Origin of the sequence: Microbulbifer marinus, from assembly GCF_900107725.1 — a bacterium.
GTDB classification, from domain to species: Bacteria; Pseudomonadota; Gammaproteobacteria; order Pseudomonadales; family Cellvibrionaceae; genus Microbulbifer; species Microbulbifer marinus.
On record NZ_FNQO01000002.1, the window covers coordinates 787,972 to 808,911 of the forward strand.

A 20,940-nucleotide genomic window follows, 5' to 3' on the forward strand; every position below is an offset into this window, starting at 1 on the left:
CAGGTGAGCTCTAGAGAAGGTTGCATAAAGGCCTGCTTGAATTGGCCAGCGATGTAATGGTTATTTAAATGTTGATTGAACCAAAGACCGAACGCCTGCAACTGCGCAACTGGCGCGATAGCGACCGCGGCCCTTTCGCCGAAATGAATGCAGATCCGCGGGTGATGGAACATTTCCCGGCGCTGCTGAGTCGGGCCGAGAGCGACGCGGGTGTCGACCGTCAGCTGGCGCATATCGAAAAATACGGCTGGGGATTCTGGGCGGTAGAGCGGCTGGAGGACGAAAAATTTATCGGCTTTGTCGGCATCAAGCATGTTACCGACGATATGCCGTTTGCACCGGCGGTGGAAATTGGCTGGCGCCTGGGGACGGAGTACTGGGGCCAGGGCTATGCCACCGAGGCCGCCCGCGCGTCACTGCGGGTCGCGTTCGAGCAGCTCGAGCTACCGGAAGTGGTGTCCTTTACCCCGCTCACCAACCTGCGTTCCCAGGCGGTGATGGAACGCCTCGGCATGCGCCGCGCCCCGGAAACCTTTGAGCACCCACTGGTACCGGTGGCGAGCCCGTTGCGGAAGCACTGTCTGTACCAACTAGATCGGGACCGCTGGTGCGGTCCCGCTGCGTGAAGGCTGGCGTCACTACCGGGATACGGTAGACAATTCCTCGAACAGGTCGACAACCGAGATCGCCAGCATCGTGAAGGAGCCAATCGCGAAGCTCCAGACACCGATGAGGGAATAGTCTGAAAATTGTGGCAGAAAAAGGATACTGCCGATAAGGAAAAACAGACTGGCAATGATCATCAGTAACAGATTGATTCTACGCTTGATCATTAACGGCCTCCTGTTTACTACATGTAGATTAACGGATGTGGTGAGACGGGATTAAAGATCCGGTTGAAATCCGAAAGATGCCGAAACCCGATTCCAGCTGTTGATTTCCAGGATGATTGCTGTCAGTTCCAGCAGCCCCGATGCGTCAAACTCTGTGATCGAAGCCTCATAGATGGCATCCGGAACGCCGCCGTCTGAGATACGGGTAAGACTCTCTGCCCACGTCAACGCGGTGCGTTCCCGGTTGCTGAAGCAAGTGGCTTCCCGCCATGCGGGCAGTACGTCCAGGCGTGCCTGTTGTTCACCATCCTGACGTGCTTCCTCGGCGTGCATTCGCTGGCAATAACAGCAGTGATTCATCTGTGACACACGTAGCCGCACCAGATGGGCCAGTGCATTTTCGATGGATCCGGTTTGTCGGCCTTTGTCCCCCAAAAGCGTCAGTGCCTCGGGGATTTGCGGGCAGAGGCGATAGAGGTGGGGTGCGGATAATCTTTCAGTCATATAAGGCGTGCTCCTCAATGTTGGCACGCCATTGTGTTGGCTGACAGTGGCTACGGCTTGTAAATTCCCGACAGCTTGCGCGAACGGTATCTGCTGGGGGGTTCACCCACCAACCGTACGAAGGATTTGGTGAAGTGGGCCTGATCGTAAAAGCCGCAACTGAGCGCGATATCCGCAAGCGAGTGTGTAGATTGTGCAAGCCGAGCCCGGGCCAGTTTGATTCTCTGATGGCTCAGGAACTCTGAAGGCCGCAGCCCAACCTCCTGACGGAACTGACGCTCCAGGGTCCTCGTGCTAATACCAGCCACGTCTGCCATCTGCCCGACATTTGCGGTGACGGAAAGCGTCGAAATCACACTGCGCACGCGATCACTGCCACTTGCGGCAGCCTTCTCCTGTGCCAACAACCACTGTTCAATCAGCGCCAATGAGCTAACCGCATTTGTCGGATCCAATTTTGCCAAAGTGGAAAGCAAAAGCGTGTATTGAGCGGGTGCCAGGAGGTCGGCCGCGGAGACACTAAGGTCGCGACATTCGCAAGGGGATGTACCGAAAAGACGATAGAGCGCACCGGGACGGAAACGCACGCTCACAGTGGGAGTGGCCGAGGTGAATGTCCAGCGATCGCGAAAAGAATTGAACTGAAAGCTGGCACTCTGTAGCGGGCAATCGAGATCAATCACCAGACTGGTACCTCCATCAGGGTAGAGGGTTTCCGCAGAGTTGATTGCGGGAAGGAGGCGGTTTCCCGTCGACCAGTAACACTCTACGCGGTGCGCGAGCATAGCGGCGGGGAAAAATCGCCTGAACCCTAGGTGGCGGAATTCTGAAACGCCCGTCTCTTCTCGCAAGCTCTCCTCCAGACTGGATTCGTGTTCAATACCGATAGTGTAGGGACACTCGGTGCGGTTTCTAGTGCGTTTGGGCTTACGCTGGCACGCTGGCTTTGCGATCCAGGTTGCGATAGGCCAATGCCTCGGCGATCTGCGAGGTGCCGATATTTTCCTGACCGGATAAGTCTGCCAGAGTGCGGGCCACTTTCAGTACCCGGTGATAACTGCGCGCGGACAGCCCCAGCTGTTCCACCGATTGTCGCAGCATGGCCTGCTCGCTTTTACCGAGAGAACAGGTGCGATCTATTTCGGCGCCGCTCAGTTGCGCATTGATTTTGCCCTGCCGCTGTAGCTGCCTTTCCCTCGCCTGCAGTACGCGCTCGCGCACCGTCGCAGACGACTCCCCGAGCGGTGCATCCTGCAATTGCCCGGCAGACATGCCCGCCACCTCCACCTGCATATCGATGCGATCGAGCAGCGGGCCGGACAGCTTGTTGCGGTAGCGGTCTATCTGGTCCGGCGTGCAGCGGCAGCGGGGTTCGCCCAGATAGCCGCAGGGGCAGGGATTCATCGCGCCGACCAACTGGAAATCGGCCGGGTAAGTGACCTGGGCGCGGGCACGGGAGATACGTACCTCGCCGTTCTCCAGCGGTTCCCGGAGAATTTCCAGCGCGTGGCGCGGGAACTCGGGCATCTCATCCAGGAACAGCACGCCGCGATGGGCGAGGGAAATTTCACCCGGTTTCGGATTGCTGCCACCGCCGACCAGCGCGGTGGGTGAGGCGCTGTGATGCGGCGCGCGGAAGGGGCGCTGCTGCAGGTGCGGCAGCCCTGCGCTGGAATAGACGGCGGCCACTTCGATCAATTCCCCCGCGTCGAGCGGCGGCAGTATCCCGGGCAGGCGGCTGGCGAGCATGGTCTTGCCTGTGCCCGGCGGTCCATAGAAAAGCAGGTTGTGGCCGCCGGCGGCGGCCACCTCCAGTGCGCGTCTCGCCTTCAGCTGACCCCGCACATCGGCCAGATCCGCGCACACTGGTACGGTCTGTTCTACTTCCCGTGTTGCTGTGGGCAACTGTTCGCGGCCGTGCAGCTCGGCGCACACCTGTAGTAGCGACCGCGCAGTTTTGACTTCAGTGCCGGCCAGCGCCGCCTCACTAGCGGACTCCTGCGGCACCACCAGTTTGCGCTCCGCCGCGCCGCAGGCGATGGCGGCCGGCAGGCTGCCGCTGACTTCGCGCAGCGCACCGGTGAGCGCCAGTTCGCCGATAAATTCATAGCCCGGCAGCGGTTCGGTGGGGACCTGACCCGAGGCGGCGAGGATGCCGACCGCAATCGCCAGATCGTAGCGCCCACCCTCCTTGGGCAGGTCCGCGGGCGCGAGATTGACGGTGATGCGCCGCTGGGGAAATTCGAAATGGCTGTTGATCAGCGCGCTGCGCACGCGGTCGCGGCTCTCGCGCACGGCGGCTTCCGGCAGGCCGACAATATGAAAGGCCGGCAGTCCGTTGGCGAGATGGGTCTCGACGGTAACCAGCGGTGCGGAGACGCCCAGCTGGGCGCGGGCGTAGGTGACAGAGAGACTCAAAATTTCATCCTTGAAATTTTCGCGTGGTTTCCTATTCGCTCGGCGGCTTGTTTTGGGGAATGGTTTTATCCTGCTCCGCCAGCGTCTGTTCCAGAATTTCTACCTGGGCCTCAAGGCGCGCGACCTTTTCCCGGGTGCGCCGCAGTATTTCCACCTGGGTGTCGAACTCGTGCTGCGAGACCAGTGGCAGGTTGCCCATGGCCACGGCGAGGGCGTCGCGCAGGTCACTGGTGACCACTGCGCCCTGTTGTTGCAGTTCCTTGAGCAACTGCTGCAATTTATCCGCTGCCACTGGCCCTCTCCCAAGGTTGGATCGCTAAAAAAACCAAATTTACTGGCAGAGGATTGTAACTCACCACCTTGGAGCGCAAAAGCGAGCTCGCGCTGCTCCAGCTTGGTTCAGTGGCAGCTGTTCACTCCCCACATCTGTGCGCGAATGCCTGCGCAGTGCCATTTTGGTGCGCGCGTCATTTGCATCATGCCGGCAAAGCACCGCTCGTGTCGGCCAAATTGTTACCTAAGTCCTTGATTTCTATTTGAAATGCGAAGTTGGCATCAAGCCTGCACTTAAACCAGTGCAGATGTTCCACTGCGGATCATTCAACGCCACGGGATCAATAAGCTCACGAGGCCAATAACAAAATAGCCGCGACCACACCGGCAGCGGCGCCCCAAGGCTGATCGCAGGCTGCAACGATTAAAAAATCTGTCGACGAGACAGGATATTCACAGAGATCAAGGAGAATTAAGGTGGGAATTACAATGAATAAAATCGCTGCCGTTCTGACCGGTGGGGCCCTGGCCCTGGGTGTTGCCACCGCTGCCCAAGCACAAGAGGCGGGCCCGAGCTTCAGCGGCAATGTCGGTGTAGTCAGCGACTACAAGTTCCGCGGCATTTCCCAGACCGACGGCAGCCCGGCAGTGCAGGGCGGTCTGGATCTGGATTTCGGTAACGGCTTTTATCTTGGTACCTGGGCGTCCCAGGTGGACTTCGCCTACGGCGACGACGAAACCAAGTTCGAGCAGGATTTCTACGGCGGCTACAGTGGCGAGATCAGCGAGACCGTCAGCTACGACGTCGGCTACATCTATTACGCCTATCACGGCAGTGACTGGGACGAGGATTACCAGGAAGTCTACGGCAGCGTCAGCATCAGCGACCTGACCCTGGGCCTGGCCTTCTCCGATGACTACTGGGCCGCGACCGGTGCCTTCTATTACCCCTACGCAGAATACAGCTTCGCGCTGCCGGCAGACGTGAGCCTGGACTTCCATGTGGGCGCGAACATGTTCGACGAAGAGGGCTTTTTGTTCGAGTCTGATTCCTACATCGACTACTCCGTCAGTGTTGGCAAGGATTTCGGTGGTCTGAGCCTGAGTGCCTCTCTGGTCGGCACCGATATCAGCGACGAAGAGTGTTTCGGCCTGGACTGGTGTGAGCCTTCGGTCATCGCCGGAGCCACTTATACCTGGTAAACGGCGTGCCCTGCTTCGCGCAGCAGGGCCACATTACTATGGGGAGCACAGATGAAACTGGTCACCGCAATTATTAAACCCTTCAAGCTCGACGCGGTCCGCGATGCACTGGCGGAAGCCGGCGTCAACGGTATTACCGTGAGTGAAGTAAAGGGCTTCGGTCGGCAGAAGGGCCACACGGAACTCTACCGCGGCGCTGAATATGTCGTGGATTTTTTGCCGAAAACCATGCTGCAGATCGCAGTGGAAGACACCCAGCTGGACGCCGTTCTGGAAGCCATCGGCAGCGGCGCGCACAGCGGCAAGATTGGCGACGGCAAAATTTTCGTCGCCGAGCTGGAGCAAGTTGTACGGATTCGCACCGGCGAGACCGGCGCGGACGCGATTTAACGCAGCAAATAACAATTAATTTTTTTCAAAACTCTCGGGATTGAACGGAGCGAAAGATGGAAAACCAAATTTTTCAATTGCAGTATGCAATTGATACGTTTTATTTCCTCGTGTGCGGCGCACTCGTCATGTGGATGGCCGCCGGCTTTGCGATGCTGGAAGCCGGCCTGGTGCGCTCCAAAAACACCACGGAAATTCTTACCAAGAACGTGGCGCTGTTTGCGATTGCGTGCATCATGTATCTGCTGACCGGCTACGCGATTATGTACGATGGCAGCTGGTTGCTGACCGGCATTGAAGCCTTCGATCTGGACGGCGTGCTGGCCAGCTCGGCGGAAAACGGCTTCGACGGTGACTCCGTCTACTCCGGTGCCTCCGACTTCTTCTTCCAGGTGGTATTCGTGGCGACTGCCATGTCCATCGTTTCCGGTGCGGTGGCTGAGCGCATGAAGCTGTGGAGCTTCCTGGTGTTCGCCGTGGTGATGACCGGCTTCATCTACCCGCTGGAAGGTTCCTGGACCTGGGGCGGTAAGGAAGTCTTCGGCCTGTACAACCTGGGCGACCTGGGCTTCTCCGACTTTGCCGGTTCCGGCATCGTACACATGGCGGGTGCCGCCGCTGCTCTAGCCGGCGTTCTGCTGCTGGGCGCACGTAAAGGCAAATACGGCCCGAACGGCGAAGTCTACGCCATTCCGGGTGCCAACCTGCCGCTGGCGACTCTGGGTACGTTCATCCTGTGGATGGGCTGGTTCGGCTTCAACGGCGGTTCCGTACTGAAGCTGGGCGACGCCGCCAATGCGCACTCCGTGGCCATGGTCTTCCTGAACACCAACACCGCTGCTGCCGGTGGCGCCGTTGCCGCGCTGATCACCGCGCGCATCCTGTTCGGCAAGGCCGACCTGACCATGCTGCTGAATGGCGCGCTGGCCGGCCTGGTGGCAATTACCGCCGAACCGTCCACGCCGACTGCGCTGCAGGCTACCCTGTTTGGTGCCCTGGGCGGTGTGCTGGTGGTCTTCTCCATCGTGACCCTGGACAAGCTGAAGATCGACGACCCGGTTGGTGCCATTTCCGTGCACGGTGTAGTCGGCCTGCTGGGTCTGCTGCTGGTGCCGGTTACCAATGACGGTTCCAGCTTCACCGGCCAGCTGATCGGTGCCGCTACCATCTTCGCCTGGGTCTTCGCCGCTTCCTTCGCCGTGTGGTTCCTTCTCAAGGTCATCACCGGTATTCGCGTCAGCGCAGACGAAGAGCAAGAAGGTGTTGACTTGGTCGAATGCGGAATGGAAGCTTATCCGGAATTCATGAGCAAGTAATTGCTCTGAGGCGCCACCGGCCCTATCGTTGGCCGGTGGGCCGGGCGAGACTCCCGCAGAAATGACAAACCAGGGGAAAGACAAAAGATGAAATTAATTACGGCTGTGGTTAAGCCCTTCAAACTGGACGACGTCCGTACCGCCCTCTCCGAAGTGGGCGTGCAGGGCATGACAGTGACCGAAGTGAAAGGCTTCGGCCGCCAGAAGGGCCACACAGAACTCTATCGCGGCGCCGAATATGTGGTGGATTTCCTGCCTAAGGTGAAACTGGAACTGGCTGTCGATGACAGCATGGTAGACAGCGCCGTCGAGGCGATCACCAAGGCGGCGCAGACCGGCAAGATCGGCGACGGCAAAATTTTCATTACCGCGCTGGAAGAAGTAATCCGTATCCGCACCGGCGAGACCGGTAGCGAAGCGGTGTAAGTCGAGTCGACTGGCGTCTGACAGATCGGCGGATGAAAAATCCGCCACCCTTTAAAAAGGCCCCTTTTGGGGCTTTTTTGTTTCTATCTGCCGAAAAATTAGTCACTTGTCTCGCTCTGTGGCGGGAAAATTGGCACAGTTTTGTGCGCTTAGAATGGCGTCTGAATTTCCATAACAAACGGCAATATCCCGCCCTTAATTCCGCAACAAAAAACTCTACGTTCCATGCCGCCAGTTGCTGGCGGCCCCTGTGTAAAGTGCCTATATATTAATCGCCGCGGCTTACTGAGGAGCTAACGGTAGACAGTCGCCAAAGGCGAATCGTTTTCGATCTTGTTAGCGCCGTGGGAAAGGGGCGGCACAGGGGTACTTCCTCTGTAACAGGAGTAGCAGTTACAGGGTTTCAACTATGAAAGATGGTTACGAAGAGCAGGGCAATACTTCTCGCAGCAAGGACACCGAGGATTTTGCCGAGGAACGCAGTATCACCTCCCGCCAGCGGGCCAGGAGTCAGTTGAGCGCCGATGTCGAGGAGTTCCTCTCCCGCGGCGGCGCCATCAGCGAAATCGATCCTGAGGTCACCGCCGACCCCCCCCGCAAGCCGCAACCCAAATACGGCAGCCGACCTATTTAGGGCTAGCGCTCCGGGCGGGCTGTGTGTTCGTCCTGGCCAAACGCCGCCACCCCGATCAGAAACTATTTCTTGTCCTTCGCCCGTGGATGCGCACTGTCGTAAACACGCGCCAGGTGCTGGAAGTCCAGGTGGGTGTAGATCTGCGTCGTGCTGATATCCGCGTGGCCGAGCAGCTCCTGCACCGCGCGCAGGTCGCTACTTGACTCGAGCATATGGCTGGCGAAGGAGTGGCGCAGCATGTGCGGGTGCACCCGCTGCTCGGCGCCGCTGGCGCGGGCCCAGTGGGCCAGGCGCGCCTGCACGGCGCGGTTGCTGAGGCGGCGCCCCTTGATCGTGGTAAACACGGCGTCGTCTTCGGCGGCCGGCGCGGCCTTGCGCCAGGCCAGCAGTGCGTCAATCGCCTTGCTCCCCACCGGCAGCTGGCGGCTCTTGCCGCCCTTGCCGGTCACCCGCACTTCACCGCCGCGCAGATCCAGGTTCTGCCAGTTCAGTGATGTCAGTTCCGACAGGCGCAGGCCGCTGCTGTAGAACAGTTCCAGCATTGCCCTGTCGCGCAGGGCCAGGGTATCGTCGCCGCCATCCGCCCCTTCGGGGCTGGAGACAAAGTCGGCGGCGGCATCCACATCCAGCAGTTTCGGCAGCCGCTTTTCTCCCTTCGGTGCGCGCAGGCCCTCGGCCGGGTTGGCTTTCAGCCAGCCCTCGCGCAGGCCGCAGTTGCACAGGCCGCGCACCGCAGACAGCCAGCGCTGCAGGCTCTTGGCGCCCAGGCCATTGCGGTGCAGCTGGGCCAGCCAGCCGCGCATCAGCATTTCGCGCAGTTCGTCGAGCCGCCCGACACCCTCCGCCTCCGCCAACTGCTGCAGCTTGGCGAGATCGCGGCGGTAGGCATCGAGGGTGTGGGGAGACAGCTGCTTTTCGGTTTGCAGCTGCCGCAGGAAGTAGCTGATGGCGGCGGCCAGTTCCACGGCGCTCGGGCGGCTCAGGGTTCTAGCAGGCGTGGCAGCAGGCGCTCGAGCACCTCGCCGATATAGGACAGGAACAGGGTGCCGAGGCTGGAGCGGTAGTGCTGCGGATCGGCGGCGCCGACGGCGAGCACACCCAGCTGGTTGGCCAGCGGCACCACGGCGGCGGAACCGATCTTGTCCGCGTCGTCGCCAAACAGGTATTCCTTCTCCGCCGGGCGCAGCACGCCACAGACGGTGCGGCCGTTGCGCAGTATTGAACCGATGGCGCTCTCCGCTGCGTTGCGGGAGCTGCTGTGTACCTGGCCCAGCGCGCCGCGGCCGGGCGGCAGCGGACCGAACAGGGTCAGGCTGGTGAACTCGACACCGAAGTCGTCGGCGAAGCTCGAATACAGGGCTTCGGTCGCCTCGCCGACGTTCTCCGCCTCCAGCAGTGCCAGGATCAGGCGGCGGCTGTGCAGGAACAGCTGATCGTTGTCGCGGGCATTGTGCAGCAGCTGGTCGAGACGCTGGCGCATCTCGATATTGCGCTCGCGCAGCAGGTTGGTCTGGTGCGTCATCAGCGACACCGTCTTGCCGTTTTCCCGCGGCAGCTTGATGGTCTCCAGCAGTTCCAGGTGATCGGCGAAAAAGTCCGGGTTCTGGATCAGGTAGCGGGCGACCTGGCGCGCCAGCAGTTTCTTGTTGCGCTGTGCTTCCATGTCGCCATCGGCGGTGACGTCTTCTGGGGCCCGGGTGGCGTCGCTGTGTTCCGTCATTATTCGTCTGGTCGCTGGTTAGAGAATGATCTGCCCGTGATAAACGGTGGTCGCGGGCCCAGTCATGGTAACCGGCTGCCCCGGTCCGCTCCAGTGGATTGTCAGGGTGCCACCGGGCAGTTCGATTTCCACGCTGTCATCCACCAGGTCGCGCAGGCGCGCGGATACCATCGCGGCGCAGGCGCCGGTGCCGCAGGCGCGGGTCTCGCCGACGCCGCGCTCGAACACGCGCAGGCGTGCGCGGTCGCGGGATTCGATCTGCAGAAAGCCGACATTGACCCGCTGCGGGAAGCGCTCGTGGCTTTCGATTTTCGGGCCGATGGTGTGGACCGGCGCGCTGTCGACGTCGTCCACCAGCAGCACCGCGTGGGGGTTGCCCATCGACACGGCGCCGATGGTGAAGACTTCGCCGTCCACGTCGAGGGGATAGGTTTCGGCGCGGCGGTCGGCGGCGAACGGAATCTGTTCCGGCTCGAGAATCGGCGCGCCCATGTCGACGCTGACCTGATCGTTGTCGAGCATATTCAGCTCCAGCATGCCGGCGGCGGTCTCCACCAGCAGCTGTTTCTTGCCGGTCAGGCGGCGTTCGCGGACAAACCTGGCAAAACAGCGCGCGCCGTTACCGCAGTTCTCCACTTCGCCACCGTCGGCGTTGAAGATGCGGTAGCGGAAATCGGCATCGGGATTGCGCGGCGATTCCACCAGCAGCACCTGATCGCAGCCGACGCCCAGGTGGCGATCGGCCAGGCGACGAATTTTTTCCGGCGACAGCTTGATACGCTGGGTGATGCCGTCGAGCATCACGAAGTCATTGCCGAGGCCGTGCATTTTGCTGAATTTAACGCGCATTCCGTTTCTCAGTGATTCATTCCGTGGCGGGCGGCCGCCGGCCAGCCCCTCCATATCCTTATTTTGATCCGCGCTTTTCGGGTACAGGGCTCTCGCCGCGCACCAGATCCGCCTGGGTTTCCCGCGCGCGCACCAGATAGGTCTTGTCGCCGTCCACCAGCACTTCGGCGGCGCGCGGACGGCTATTGTAGTTTGAGCTCATGCTGAAGCCGTAGGCGCCGGCCGACAGCATCGCCAGCAGCTGACCCTGCTGCAGTGCCAGCGAGCGGTTCTTGCCGATAAAGTCGCCGGTCTCGCACACCGGGCCCACTATATCCCAGATCTCGTTGGCGGCGTTGTTCGGCGTCACCGGCACTATGTCCTGCCACGCCTGGTACAGGGCCGGGCGAAGGTTGTCATTCATCGCCGCGTCGACGATGGCGAAATTGTGCTCCTCGGCGCGCTTCAGGTATTCGACCCGCGTCAACAGCAGGCCACCATTGGCGGCGATGGAGCGGCCGGGTTCCAACACCAGGCCGAGCTGGCGATCGCCGAGGCGTTCCTTGATCGCGCCGATGTAGTCGCTCACCGGCGGCGGCTCCTCGCCGCGGTAGCGCACGCCGAGCCCGCCGCCCAGATCCAGGTGTTCCAGCTGAATACCCTCGGCCGTCAGCTGGTCGATCAGGATCAGCAGGCGGTCGAGCGCGTCCAGGAAGGGCGCTATCTCGGTCAGCTGGGAGCCGATATGGCAGTCCACGCCGACGACCTGCAAATGCGGCGACTGCGCCGCGTGGCGGTAAACGTCGAGGGCGGTATCGATGGCGATACCGAATTTGTTTTCCTTCAGCCCGGTGGAGATATACGGGTGCGTATTCGCATCGACATCCGGGTTGACCCGCAGGGAAACCGGCGCGGTGGTTTCGCACTCGGCGGCCACCAGTTCCAGCCGCGCCATTTCCGCCTCGGATTCCACATTGAAGCAGTGTACGCCCACTTCCAGCGCGCGGCGCATCTCAGCGGCGGTCTTGCCGACGCCGGAGAATACGATGCGTGACGGATCGCCGCCGGCCAGCAGCACCCGTTCGAGTTCGCCGGCGGAGACGATGTCGAAGCCGGCGCCGAGCTGGGCCAGCAGTGACAGGATGCCCAGGTTGCTGTTGGCCTTGACCGCATAGCAGATCAGGCCGGGGTGATCGCCGAGTGCATCGGCATAGGCCAGGTACTGATTCTCGAAGTGCGCGCGGCTGTAGACGTAAGTGGGGGTGCCGAACTGTTCGGCAATTTTCTCCAGCGCCACTTCTTCCGCGTGAAGGCTGCCGTCGCGATAGTTGAAATCACTCATTTCTCGATTACCGGCTCCTCGGGCACTTCGCTCTGTTCCGTCGCCGGTTCGCGGCGCTGCTGTTCATCTGTCTGCACCGGCGCTTGCGTTGGTTCTGTGTACACCGGCTCCGCGGTCGCGGGCGCAGTGCCGACCGGCGTGGCGGCGGGCTGGGGCTGCGCCGGCGCGGCGGGGCCCTGCGGCAGGTACAGCGGACCCTTTTGTCCGCATCCGCTGATCAGTGCGGACGCGCCCAGCAGCACGGCGAGGGGAAGGAATAACTTTTTCGGCATCGACAGCGTCCTGCGGCGTGAGATTGAGAAAAGCCTGCTAGTATAGCGAGCCAAATCTCCCAGCAACACAGTAACAGAAGTAACCGATTTATGAGCCAGGCGGCCTACAACGAAGCGATAGAAGCGACCCTGATCGCCATTGAGGATGCCCTCGATAATTGCGACTGGGATATCGATTACGAGCGCGCCGACGCGGTGCTGACCCTGACCCTGGAAGATAATGGCAGCCAGGTGATCCTGTCGCGCCAGAGCGCGGTGCAGGAACTGTGGGTGGCGGCCAGGTCCGGCGGCTATCACCTGAGCTTCGATGATTCCGCGAACAAGCCGGCCTGGAAGTGCTCCACTACCGGCGAGGACCTGCCGACGCTGCTCGACCGCGTGTTGAGCGAACAGCAGGGCGAGCCGGTTTCCCTGAACCTCGACATCTAATATCGCCCGTGTGAGCGGCGCGGGCCGCTCACGCCGGGCTTCTTTCCTCAGCGCGTGGCGATCAGTTCCTTCGCCCGCGCACAGGCGGCGCGCACCTGCTTCGGTGCCGTACCACCGATATGATCCCGCGCCGCCACGGACCCCTCCAGTGTCAGCACCTCGAACACATCCTCGCCAATCTGATCGGAGAACTGCTGCAGCTGGGACAGGCTGAGTTCCGCCAGGTCCTTGTCCTGCTCGATGGCGAAGGAAACCGACTGGCCGACGATCTCGTGGGCATCGCGGAACGCCACGCCCTTGCGCACCAGGTAGTCAGCCAGGTCGGTGGCGGTGGAGAAGCCCTTGGCCGCGGCGGCGAGCATGTTTTCCTTCTTCGCTCTCAGTGCCGGCACCATGTCGGCGAAGGCGCGCAGGCAGTCCAGGGCGGTGTCGGCGGCGTCGAACAAGGGCTCTTTGTCTTCCTGGTTGTCCTTGTTGTAGGCCAGCGGCTGACTCTTCATCAGCGTCAGCAGTGCGATCAGGTGGCCATTGACGCGGCCGGTCTTGCCGCGCACCAGCTCCGGCACGTCCGGGTTTTTCTTTTGCGGCATGATCGACGAGCCGGTGCAGAAACGATCCGGCAGGTCGATAAAGTCGAACTGGCTCGAGGTCCACAGCACCAGCTCTTCGCTGGCGCGGGACAGGTGCGTCAGCAGCAGCGCGCTGAAGGCGCAGAATTCGATGGCGAAGTCGCGGTCACTGACCGAGTCCAGCGAGTTCTCGGTGGGTGCGTCGAAGCCGAGCAGCTCGGCGGTGCGCGCGCGGTTGATCGGGTAGCTGGTGCCGGCCAGCGCGGCGGCGCCCAGTGGTGAGCGGTTGACGCGCTTGCGGCAGTCCATCAACCGGCCGTAGTCGCGGGCGAGCATCTCGTTCCAGGCCAAGAGGTGGTGGCCGAAGGTCACCGGCTGTGCCGACTGCAGGTGGGTGAAGCCGGGCATGATGGTGTCCGCCTCGCGCTCGGCCAGTTCCACCAGGCCGGTCTGCAGGCGGGTCAGCTCGGCGGCGATCAGGTCGATGCGGCCGCGCAGCCACAGGCGTATGTCAGTAGCCACCTGGTCATTGCGCGAGCGGCCGGTGTGCAGTTTCTTGCCGGTGGCGCCGATGCGGTCCGTCAGACGCGCCTCGATATTCATATGCACGTCTTCGAGTGCAACCTCCCAGGGGAATTCGCCGGCCTCGATCTCCGCGGCGATATCCTTCAGGCCGCCCTTGATCTGGCGGAACTCGTCTTCGGTGAGTACGCCCACTTCCGACAGCATCTGCGCGTGGGCCAGGGAGCCCTGGATATCCTCCAGTGCCATGCGCTGGTCAAACATCACCGAGGCGGTGAAGCGCTCAACAAAAGCATCGGTGGCTTCGCTGAAGCGGCCTCCCCACAGTTTGGCGGCGGGGTTGTTGGCGGAAGTCTTATCGTTACTCATGCGGCCTCTGGCGTGATCCCTGGTTGGAGGTGGTGGAAGTGGGCCCGGGTTGGCGGTATCTTCTTCAGATTCCGCGGCGAATCCAAGAAAGAATAAACAGTGGTATGACATCTCCCCGGCCCGCGCAAGCGGCGGGCATTATAGCGCAGGAAATTCGCGAAATTGCCGCAAAAGGCAAAGATTCTGCACGCCCTGAACAAGCCCCGTTCCTACCCGACCTGTGCAGCGTCTCCGCGCTGGCGGCGCTGGTACTGATGGGCGAACTGCTGGCGCTGGTACTGGTGCTGGCGGTGGACGGCCTGCGCGCGTTCAGCTGGGAGCGTCTCGGCCTGGTGTCGCTGGTGGTGCAGTGGGTGATTCTGCCATCGGCGGCGGTGCTGTGCCGGCTGCGCCCGCGGCTGGCGCGCCTGTCGCACAAACTGGCCGGCGGCCTCAGCTTTGTCGCGGTCCTGACCGTACTGCTACTGGTGATGGGCGCCCAGCAATGGTGGCAGGCGTCCCTGTCACACGCTCCGTTCGATTACTGGCGCTTTCTGCGTGACTGCCTGCTGGGTTCTATCTGTGCCGGGGTGGTGCTGCGCTACGCCTATGTCCAGCAGCAGCTGCACAACCAGCAACAGGCGGAGCTGGGAGCGCGGATCGACGCGCTGCAATCGCGCATTCGCCCGCATTTCCTGTTCAACAGCATGAACAGTCTCGCCAGCCTGATCGCGATCGACCCGGAGCGAGCCGAGCGGCTGGTGGAGGATCTGTCCGCGCTGTTCCGCGCCAGCCTTGCCGACTCCCGCCTCGTGCCTCTGCAACAGGAGTTGGCGCTGGCGAAGCGCTACCTGGACATCGAGAGCCTGCGCCTCGGCGAGCGCTTGCAACAGCGCTGGAATATCGACGACGGCCTGGGGCAGATGCAGGTACCGAGTATGCTACTGCAGCCCTTGCTGGAAAATGCCGTGCTGCACGGCGTGGCGCGGCTGCGGGAGGGCGGCGAGATAGCGGTGCGTATTGGCCATGACAGAGGCCGCCTGCTGCTGACGATCGACAACCCGGTACCCGCGGCAGCGGCATCGAGAGATACTTCCGACAATAACGGCATAGCGACCGACAATATCCGTCAGCGTCTCGCCGCCCATTACGGCGATCGCTACGCCTTTGCCGCCGGCTGCGACGGCGATCGCTATAGGGTACAGCTGCAGCTGCCGCTGACCCAGGCTGCCGCGCGCAAACAACCGAATGCGGAGGGACTGGTATGAGCGCGCTGCAAGTGCTGATTGTCGACGACGAACCCCTGGCCCGCGCACGGCTGGCGCGCCAGGTGCAGGCGCTGGAAAACTGCGAGCTTGTCGGTGAAGCCGGTGATGCTGAGGTCGCGCTGGAACAGGTAGACCGGCTGGATCCGGACCTGGTGCTGCTGGATATCGAGATGCCCGGCGATAACGGCCTGGCGCTGGCGCACCGCCTGTCCGAACTGGAGTACCCGCCGGCACTGATTTTCTGCACCGCCCACGACGAATTCGCGCTGCCGGCCTTCGCTACCGCCGCAGTGGGTTATCTGCTGAAGCCGGTGAGTGCCGAGCAGTTGACGGCGACGATTGCCAGGGTGCAGCGTCTCAGCAAGCCACAGCGCCGCCTGGTCCAGCGTGAAGAACAGCCCCAATCCGGCCGCAGCCGCATCAAGGCGGTCAGCCGCCGCGGCATTGAGCTGTTGGATGTCGGTGCCATTCGCTGTTTTGTCGCCGACAGCAAATATGTGGTCGCCCACCACGACGGTGGCGAGACAATCCTCGACGAGTCACTGAAGGAGCTGGAGGGCGAATTCGGTGAGCGTTTCGTGCGCGTGCACCGCAATGCACTGGTGGCGGTGGAATATGTGCGCGGCCTGCGCCGCAGCTCGACTGGGCAATACCAGTTGCAGCTCGATGGCGTCGCGGTGGAGCCGCAGGTGAGCCGGCGCATGTTGAGCAGCGTCAAGTCAATGCTGGAGCGGGAGCTGCTGGGCGAACCGGAAGCCTGATGCGACAACTATTCCTGCGTCGGCAAGCTCCCGTCAGCCACCGCCGGCCACATCGATAAAGGAACCGGTGACAAAGGAGGACTCATCGCTCAACAGCCAGCCGATGGCTGCGGCTACTTCTTCCGGCTCGCCACCGCGCCCCAGCGGAATCTTCGCCTTGACCCGTTCTATTCTGTCCGGCTCGCCGCCATCGGCGTGCATATCGGTATGAATCGGGCCGGGCCTGACACCGTTTACCCGAATGCCCTCCTGGGCCAGTTCTTTGGCGAGTCCTACCGTCATCGAATCGACGGCGCCCTTACTGGCGGCGTAGTCGATATATTCGTCCGGGGAGCCGGTGCGTGCGGCCATCGAGGAGACATTGACGATGGCGCCGCCGCTGCCGCCATGCCTGCGCGACATGCGCCTGATTGCCTCGCGGCAGCAGAGCAGGGTGCCGGTGACATTGGTGCGCAGCAGCCGGTCGATCCGCTCGGCGGTCATGTTTTCCGCCCGCGTCTGTGGCAGCAGCATGCCCGCGTTGTTTACCAGGGCGTCGAGCTTGCCGAAGTGGCTGTCCACTGTTGCAAACAGGGCTTCCACGTCGGCTTCACTGGCAATGTCAGCGCGCACTGCAATGGCTTTCACATCGAATGCGCGCAACTCATCGAGCAGGGCTTCAGCAGTCATTGCGCGCTGCCGGTAGCTGATGCAGATGTCGTAGCCGCGCCGCGCGAGCAGGCGCGCAGTCGCGGCGCCGATACCGCGGCTGCCGCCGGTGATCAAAACAATGGGATTCGACATATTGCTCCCAGGTAAAGTCGGTGACGGCGGTATCCTCGCAGGAGGGCTCCCTGATTATCCCGCGACGCGATTTGAAGGTGTGCCGCTTGCCAGAAGAGCCTGCATGTAGCGCCCGTCGCTGCGGGCTACGCGGGCCGCCAGTCAATTTTTAATGGCGCGCTCCAGTAAGCCGCGCACTTCAGCAATCACAAGTTCCGGCTCGTCGAACTGTACAAAGTGGTAGCTCTTGCTCGTCGCCACGAAGCGGCCGCGGGGGAAAGTTTCCACCCAATTGCGGTGCAGCTTGCCCCAGGCCTCCCTGGCCTCGTCGGTGAAAAACAGGTTGGCAGGCTGATCGTATTTCTTTGTGGAGGCGATCACGGTGACCGGAATATCGCCGATTTCGGCGTAGTTCGGCAGCGGCCGCTTGCTCCAGAAATCCAGGTACTGGTTTGACATGCCGTTGGCCATATCATCTTTTTTGACCTGGGCAATTTCCCGCTCGGCCCGCTCCAGGTCGAGCGCCCGCATGATATCCACGTCGTGTTCCGAGGCGGGCTCTACCAGCATCAGTGCACTTATCTGTTGCGGGTAGTGAGCGGCAAAACATCTCGCCACCGAAGCCCCGTAGGAGTGGGCAATGTAGATAACCGGTTCGTCCACTTGCAGCGCCTTGAGCAGGGCACTGGCATGGGCTGCGTAGTCATCGGAGCTAAAGTGGCGGCGGATCTGTGTAGAGTTGCCGTTGCCAACCCGCGCGTAGCGGATCACCCGGGCAAAGGCACTGAGCTGTTCGAATACCGGATCCCAGTCTTCAAGGCCTGCCCCACCACCGCCCTCCAGCAGTATCAGGCCGGGGCCTGCACCGGCGAGTTCATACTCCAGCTGGAATTCGCCTACAGTGACTTTTTGCGGTGCTGCGCTGCAGAAAAGTGGCAGCAATAATCCAAGCAGAAAAATGGTTCTTTTCACCACGACTCCTTACCGGTGAAAACGTTCTGTGCGGGCGGACTTTCACTTGTCCGATTCAGGCAGGGGGTATCCCTGCCCATCGCGGCGGCGATGGGCGGGATGAGGATCAATACAGTTGCGGTCCGCCGTCGCCGAACTCGGTCTCATTCTGCAGGCTCAACTCGCCGGCGGCGTTATTCAGGTACTCCGCATCGGACTCGGACTTGAGCTTGATCATCAGGCGCAGGTCGTTAGCGGAGTCGGCATGGGCGAGGGCATCTTCATAGGTGATCTCGCCGCGGTCGTAGAGCTCATACAGTGCCTGGTCGAACGTCTGCATGCCCTGCTCGTTGGAGCGCTTCATCAGCTCCTTCATCTTGTGCACCTCGCCCTTGCGGATCAGGTCCGACATCAGCGGGGTGTTGATCATGATCTCGAGACAGGCGCGGCGGCCGTCGCCGTCCGGCGTCGGCACCAGCTGCTGGGCGACCATCGCCTTCAGGTTCAGGGACAGGTCCATGTACAGCTGTTCGTGGCGATCTGCCGGGAAGAAGTGAATGATGCGGTCCAGCGCCTGGTTGGCGTTGTTGGCGTGCAGGGTGCACAGGCACAGGTGGCCGGTTTCGGCGAATGCGATTGCGTGGTCCATCGTCTCGCGCGAACGCACCTCACCAATCAAGATCACGTCTGGTGCCTGACGCAAAGTGTTTTTCAGGGCGACTTCGAAGGATTCGGTATCCAGCCCCACTTCGCGCTGGGTGACGATACAGCCGCGGTGCTGGTGCACGAATTCGATCGGATCCTCGATGGTGATGATGTGACCTTTCGAGTTTTCGTTGCGATGACCGATGATCGATGCCAGCGAGGTGGACTTACCGGTACCGGTAGCGCCGACGAAAATGATCAGCCCGCGTTTGGTCATCGCCAGATCCTTGAGTACGTCCGGCAGGCCGAGGCCGTCGACGGTGGGGATCTTGGTTTCAATGCGCCGCAGCACCATACCGACCAGATTGCGCTGGAAGAATGCCGATACCCGGAAGCGGCCGGTATTGCGCACGGCGATGGCGAAGTTCAGCTCTTTCTTGTCTGCGAACTCGCGGCGCTGCTTTTCGTTCATGATGCCGACCACCAGCTCACGCGCCTTCTCCGGCGTCAGCGCGGTGCTGCTGGCGGGGACCACCTTGCCGTGTACCTTGATCGACGGCGGCACGCCGGCGGTGATAAACAGGTCGGACGCGCCTTTCTCGACGACGAGTTGCAACAGTCTTTCGATTTCCATTGTCGTTACCGCTTTTTATTCTGAATTGGATGGGCCTCAGACCCGCGTGCCGGAAGTTGCGCCGGCGTTAAAAGTGTTCCGGCATCTTGGCTTTCTCACGCGCTACTTCGCGGGAAATGATGCGCTTTTCCACCAGGTCCTGCAGGCACTGGTCCATCGTCTGCATGCCGACGTTGGCGCCGGTCTGGATGGCGGAGTACATCTGCGCGATCTTGTCCTCGCGGATCAGATTTCGGATCGCCGGTGTGCCGCGCATGATTTCGTGGGCCGCCACGCGGCCGCCGCCGTTGCGTTTCAGCAGCGTCTGCGAGATGACCGCCTGCAGGGATTCCGACAGCATCGAGCGCACCATGGCCTTTTCCTGGGCCGGGAATACGTCCACCACCCGGTCGATGGTCTTGGCCGCGGAGGTGGTGTGCAGCGTGCCGAATACCAGGTGACCGGTCTCGGCCGCGGTCAGTGCCAGGCGGATGGTCTCAAGGTCCCGCATCTCACCGACGAGGATGATGTCCGGGTCTTCACGCAGTGCCGAGCGCAGGGCCTCAGCGAAGCCGTGGGTATCGCGGTGTACTTCCCGCTGGTTCACCAGGCACTTCTTTGACTCGTGCACGAATTCGATCGGGTCCTCAATGGTGAGGATATGTTCGTATTTGTTGTCGTTAATGTAGTCGATCATCGCCGCCAGCGAGGTGGACTTACCGGAACCGGTGGGGCCGGTCACCAGCACCAGGCCGCGCGGGGTATCGGAGATCTGCTTGAACACCTGGCCCATGCCCAGGTCTTCCATGGTCAGCACCTTGGACGGAATGGTCCGGAACACGGCGCCGGCACCGCGGTTGTGATTGAACGCGTTGACCCGGAAGCGCGCCACGCCGGGCACCTCGAAGGAGAAGTCGGTTTCCAGGAACTCCTCGAAGTCCTTGCGCTGCTTGTCATTCATGATCTCGTAGATCAGGCCGTGTACCTGCTTGTGCTCCATCGGCGGCAGGTTGATGCGGCGCACGTCGCCATCTACCCGGATCATCGGCGGCAGGCCGGCGGATAGGTGCAGATCCGAGGCGTTCTGCTTGGCGCTGAAGGCGAGGAGTTCTGTGATGTCCATACTGCTACCTTATTGTTCTCTCTACCTTTTATGGTTCTAGGGGGAGGTCGGGTAGAATCGCCCCTCTGTTCGGTAAGAGCATCAGTATATGCGCAAAGGGACGATCGTCGAAAATCTGAATGCGGTACGTGAGCGGATTGTCACATGTTGCCGCGCCAGCGGCCGTGATCCCGCGTCGGTGATGCTGTTGGCGGTATCCAAAACACGCCCGGCGGTGGACCTGCGCGCGGCCTACGACGCCGGTCAGCGTCATTTTGGTGAGAACTACCTGCAAGAGGCGCTGGAGAAGCTGGGCGAGCTGGCGGATCTCGATATCTGCTGGCACTTCATCGGGCCGCTGCAATCGAACAAGACCCGCGCCGCGGCGGAAGCGTTTCACTGGATACACAGTGTCGATCGGTTAAAAATTGCTCAGCGTCTGTCCGCGCAGCGGCCGGCGCGGATGCCGCCGCTGAATATCTGCCTGCAGGTGAATATCGACTGCGAGGAGAGCAAGTCCGGGGTGGCGCCGGACCGGGTGGCGGAGTTGGCGGCGGCTGTCGCACAGTTGCCCAACCTGAAGTTGCGCGGCCTGATGGCGATTCCGGCTGCGCGGCAGGATGCTGCGGCGCAGCGCCAGCCCTTTGCCCGGCTGGCGGAACTGCTGCAACAATTGCGCGCACAGCTGCCGGAGCACCCTTTGGATACCCTGTCGATGGGCATGTCCGGCGATATGGAGGCGGCCATCGAGTGCGGTGCGACCATCGTGCGCATTGGCACCGATATCTTCGGCGCGCGCGACTAACGATCA

General features: G+C 61.7%; 25 protein-coding genes. 10 read left to right on the forward strand and 15 right to left on the reverse strand.

Going from position 1 to position 20,940, the window contains the following annotated elements; all coding sequences use genetic code 11:
* Positions 1–68 precede the first annotated feature (68 nt).
* Entirely contained in the window at positions 69–626 is a 558-nt protein-coding gene (locus BLW36_RS11380; RefSeq protein WP_091388340.1) for a GNAT family N-acetyltransferase, read from the forward strand.
* A 12-nt stretch (positions 627–638) separates the two neighbouring features.
* Here BLW36_RS11380 and BLW36_RS11385 read toward each other — a convergent pair whose 3' ends face one another.
* The 5 genes from BLW36_RS11385 to BLW36_RS11405 form a co-directional block, all read right to left on the reverse strand.
* Entirely contained in the window at positions 639–833 is a 195-nt protein-coding gene (locus tag BLW36_RS11385) for a YrhK family protein (protein WP_091388342.1), read from the reverse strand.
* A 51-nt stretch (positions 834–884) separates the two neighbouring features.
* Complete coding sequence (locus BLW36_RS11390) at positions 885–1,337, reverse strand: carboxymuconolactone decarboxylase family protein (RefSeq protein ID WP_091388344.1); 453 nt, start codon at positions 1,335–1,337, stop codon at positions 885–887.
* A gap of 50 nt (positions 1,338–1,387) precedes the next feature.
* Positions 1,388–2,188, reverse strand: coding sequence for a helix-turn-helix transcriptional regulator (locus BLW36_RS11395; protein WP_091388346.1), 801 nt, complete (start codon positions 2,186–2,188; stop codon positions 1,388–1,390).
* A 76-nt stretch (positions 2,189–2,264) separates the two neighbouring features.
* Entirely contained in the window at positions 2,265–3,755 is a 1,491-nt protein-coding gene (locus BLW36_RS11400) for a YifB family Mg chelatase-like AAA ATPase (protein ID WP_091388348.1), read from the reverse strand.
* Between the two features lie 31 nt (positions 3,756–3,786).
* Positions 3,787–4,047 (reverse strand): accessory factor UbiK family protein, encoded by a 261-nt coding sequence (locus BLW36_RS11405; RefSeq protein ID WP_091388350.1) that lies wholly within the window; start codon positions 4,045–4,047, stop codon positions 3,787–3,789.
* A 470-nt stretch (positions 4,048–4,517) separates the two neighbouring features.
* Between BLW36_RS11405 and BLW36_RS11410 the strand changes: the two genes are divergently transcribed.
* From BLW36_RS11410 to BLW36_RS11430, 5 genes are all read left to right on the forward strand, one after another.
* The gene (locus tag BLW36_RS11410; RefSeq protein ID WP_091388352.1) at positions 4,518–5,231 is read left to right on the forward strand and encodes a TorF family putative porin; all 714 of its coding nucleotides are present in this window, start codon (positions 4,518–4,520) and stop codon (positions 5,229–5,231) included.
* A 51-nt stretch (positions 5,232–5,282) separates the two neighbouring features.
* A complete protein-coding gene (locus BLW36_RS11415) occupies positions 5,283–5,621 on the forward strand; it encodes a P-II family nitrogen regulator (protein ID WP_091388354.1) in 339 nt (112 codons plus the stop codon).
* Between the two features lie 56 nt (positions 5,622–5,677).
* Positions 5,678–6,937, forward strand: coding sequence for an ammonium transporter (locus BLW36_RS11420; RefSeq protein ID WP_091388356.1), 1,260 nt, complete (start codon positions 5,678–5,680; stop codon positions 6,935–6,937).
* 87 nt (positions 6,938–7,024) lie between these two features.
* Positions 7,025–7,363, forward strand: a complete 339-nt coding sequence (locus tag BLW36_RS11425; protein ID WP_043319767.1) for a P-II family nitrogen regulator — start codon at positions 7,025–7,027, stop codon at positions 7,361–7,363.
* Between the two features lie 409 nt (positions 7,364–7,772).
* Positions 7,773–7,997 (forward strand): hypothetical protein, encoded by a 225-nt coding sequence (locus tag BLW36_RS11430; protein ID WP_091388358.1) that lies wholly within the window; start codon positions 7,773–7,775, stop codon positions 7,995–7,997.
* A gap of 62 nt (positions 7,998–8,059) precedes the next feature.
* Here BLW36_RS11430 and xerC read toward each other — a convergent pair whose 3' ends face one another.
* Genes xerC through lptM form a run of 5 tightly spaced genes read right to left on the reverse strand, consistent with a single transcriptional unit; the run spans position 8,060 to position 12,159 of the window.
* Entirely contained in the window at positions 8,060–8,962 is a 903-nt protein-coding gene (gene xerC, locus BLW36_RS11435; protein ID WP_091388359.1) for a tyrosine recombinase XerC, read from the reverse strand.
* A gap of 14 nt (positions 8,963–8,976) precedes the next feature.
* Complete coding sequence (locus tag BLW36_RS11440; protein WP_091388361.1) at positions 8,977–9,717, reverse strand: DUF484 family protein; 741 nt, start codon at positions 9,715–9,717, stop codon at positions 8,977–8,979.
* 18 nt (positions 9,718–9,735) lie between these two features.
* Positions 9,736–10,566 carry a diaminopimelate epimerase gene (gene dapF / locus BLW36_RS11445; RefSeq protein WP_091388363.1) on the reverse strand — a complete coding sequence of 277 codons (831 nt, stop codon included), beginning with the start codon at positions 10,564–10,566 and terminating at the stop codon, positions 9,736–9,738.
* A 58-nt stretch (positions 10,567–10,624) separates the two neighbouring features.
* Positions 10,625–11,887 (reverse strand): diaminopimelate decarboxylase, encoded by a 1,263-nt coding sequence (gene lysA, locus BLW36_RS11450; RefSeq protein WP_091388365.1) that lies wholly within the window; start codon positions 11,885–11,887, stop codon positions 10,625–10,627.
* Positions 11,884–12,159, reverse strand: a complete 276-nt coding sequence (gene lptM / locus BLW36_RS11455) for an LPS translocon maturation chaperone LptM (RefSeq protein WP_091388367.1) — start codon at positions 12,157–12,159, stop codon at positions 11,884–11,886. Before lptM ends, lysA begins: the two co-directional genes overlap by 4 nt.
* 90 nt (positions 12,160–12,249) lie before the next feature.
* Between lptM and cyaY the strand changes: the two genes are divergently transcribed.
* Positions 12,250–12,588 (forward strand): iron donor protein CyaY, encoded by a 339-nt coding sequence (cyaY, locus tag BLW36_RS11460; protein WP_091388369.1) that lies wholly within the window; start codon positions 12,250–12,252, stop codon positions 12,586–12,588.
* 47 nt (positions 12,589–12,635) lie between these two features.
* Here cyaY and argH read toward each other — a convergent pair whose 3' ends face one another.
* Positions 12,636–14,048 carry an argininosuccinate lyase gene (gene argH, locus BLW36_RS11465; protein WP_091388371.1) on the reverse strand — a complete coding sequence of 471 codons (1,413 nt, stop codon included), beginning with the start codon at positions 14,046–14,048 and terminating at the stop codon, positions 12,636–12,638.
* Positions 14,049–14,152: 104 nt separating this feature from the next.
* On the opposite strand from argH, the gene BLW36_RS11470 reads away from it, so the two are divergent.
* Both BLW36_RS11470 and BLW36_RS11475 read left to right on the forward strand, forming a co-directional pair.
* Positions 14,153–15,295 carry a sensor histidine kinase gene (locus BLW36_RS11470; RefSeq protein WP_091388373.1) on the forward strand — a complete coding sequence of 381 codons (1,143 nt, stop codon included), beginning with the start codon at positions 14,153–14,155 and terminating at the stop codon, positions 15,293–15,295.
* A complete protein-coding gene (locus tag BLW36_RS11475; protein WP_280140354.1) occupies positions 15,292–16,056 on the forward strand; it encodes a LytR/AlgR family response regulator transcription factor in 765 nt (254 codons plus the stop codon). Before BLW36_RS11470 ends, BLW36_RS11475 begins: the two co-directional genes overlap by 4 nt.
* Before the next feature lie 33 nt (positions 16,057–16,089).
* On the opposite strand, the gene BLW36_RS11480 is transcribed toward BLW36_RS11475, so the two are convergent.
* From BLW36_RS11480 to BLW36_RS11495, 4 genes are all read right to left on the reverse strand, one after another.
* A complete protein-coding gene (locus BLW36_RS11480) occupies positions 16,090–16,839 on the reverse strand; it encodes an SDR family oxidoreductase (protein WP_091388375.1) in 750 nt (249 codons plus the stop codon).
* 141 nt (positions 16,840–16,980) lie between these two features.
* Entirely contained in the window at positions 16,981–17,790 is an 810-nt protein-coding gene (locus BLW36_RS11485; protein WP_170833194.1) for an alpha/beta fold hydrolase, read from the reverse strand.
* A gap of 106 nt (positions 17,791–17,896) precedes the next feature.
* Positions 17,897–19,048: a PilT/PilU family type 4a pilus ATPase gene (locus BLW36_RS11490; RefSeq protein ID WP_091388379.1), complete on the reverse strand. Its 1,152-nt coding sequence runs from the start codon at positions 19,046–19,048 to the stop codon at positions 17,897–17,899.
* Between the two features lie 67 nt (positions 19,049–19,115).
* Positions 19,116–20,150 carry a type IV pilus twitching motility protein PilT gene (locus BLW36_RS11495; RefSeq protein ID WP_091388381.1) on the reverse strand — a complete coding sequence of 345 codons (1,035 nt, stop codon included), beginning with the start codon at positions 20,148–20,150 and terminating at the stop codon, positions 19,116–19,118.
* An 88-nt stretch (positions 20,151–20,238) separates the two neighbouring features.
* Between BLW36_RS11495 and BLW36_RS11500 the strand changes: the two genes are divergently transcribed.
* On the forward strand, positions 20,239–20,934 hold the full coding sequence (locus BLW36_RS11500; RefSeq protein WP_091388384.1) for a YggS family pyridoxal phosphate-dependent enzyme: 696 nt from the start codon (positions 20,239–20,241) through the stop codon (positions 20,932–20,934).
* Positions 20,935–20,940 lie beyond the last annotated feature (6 nt).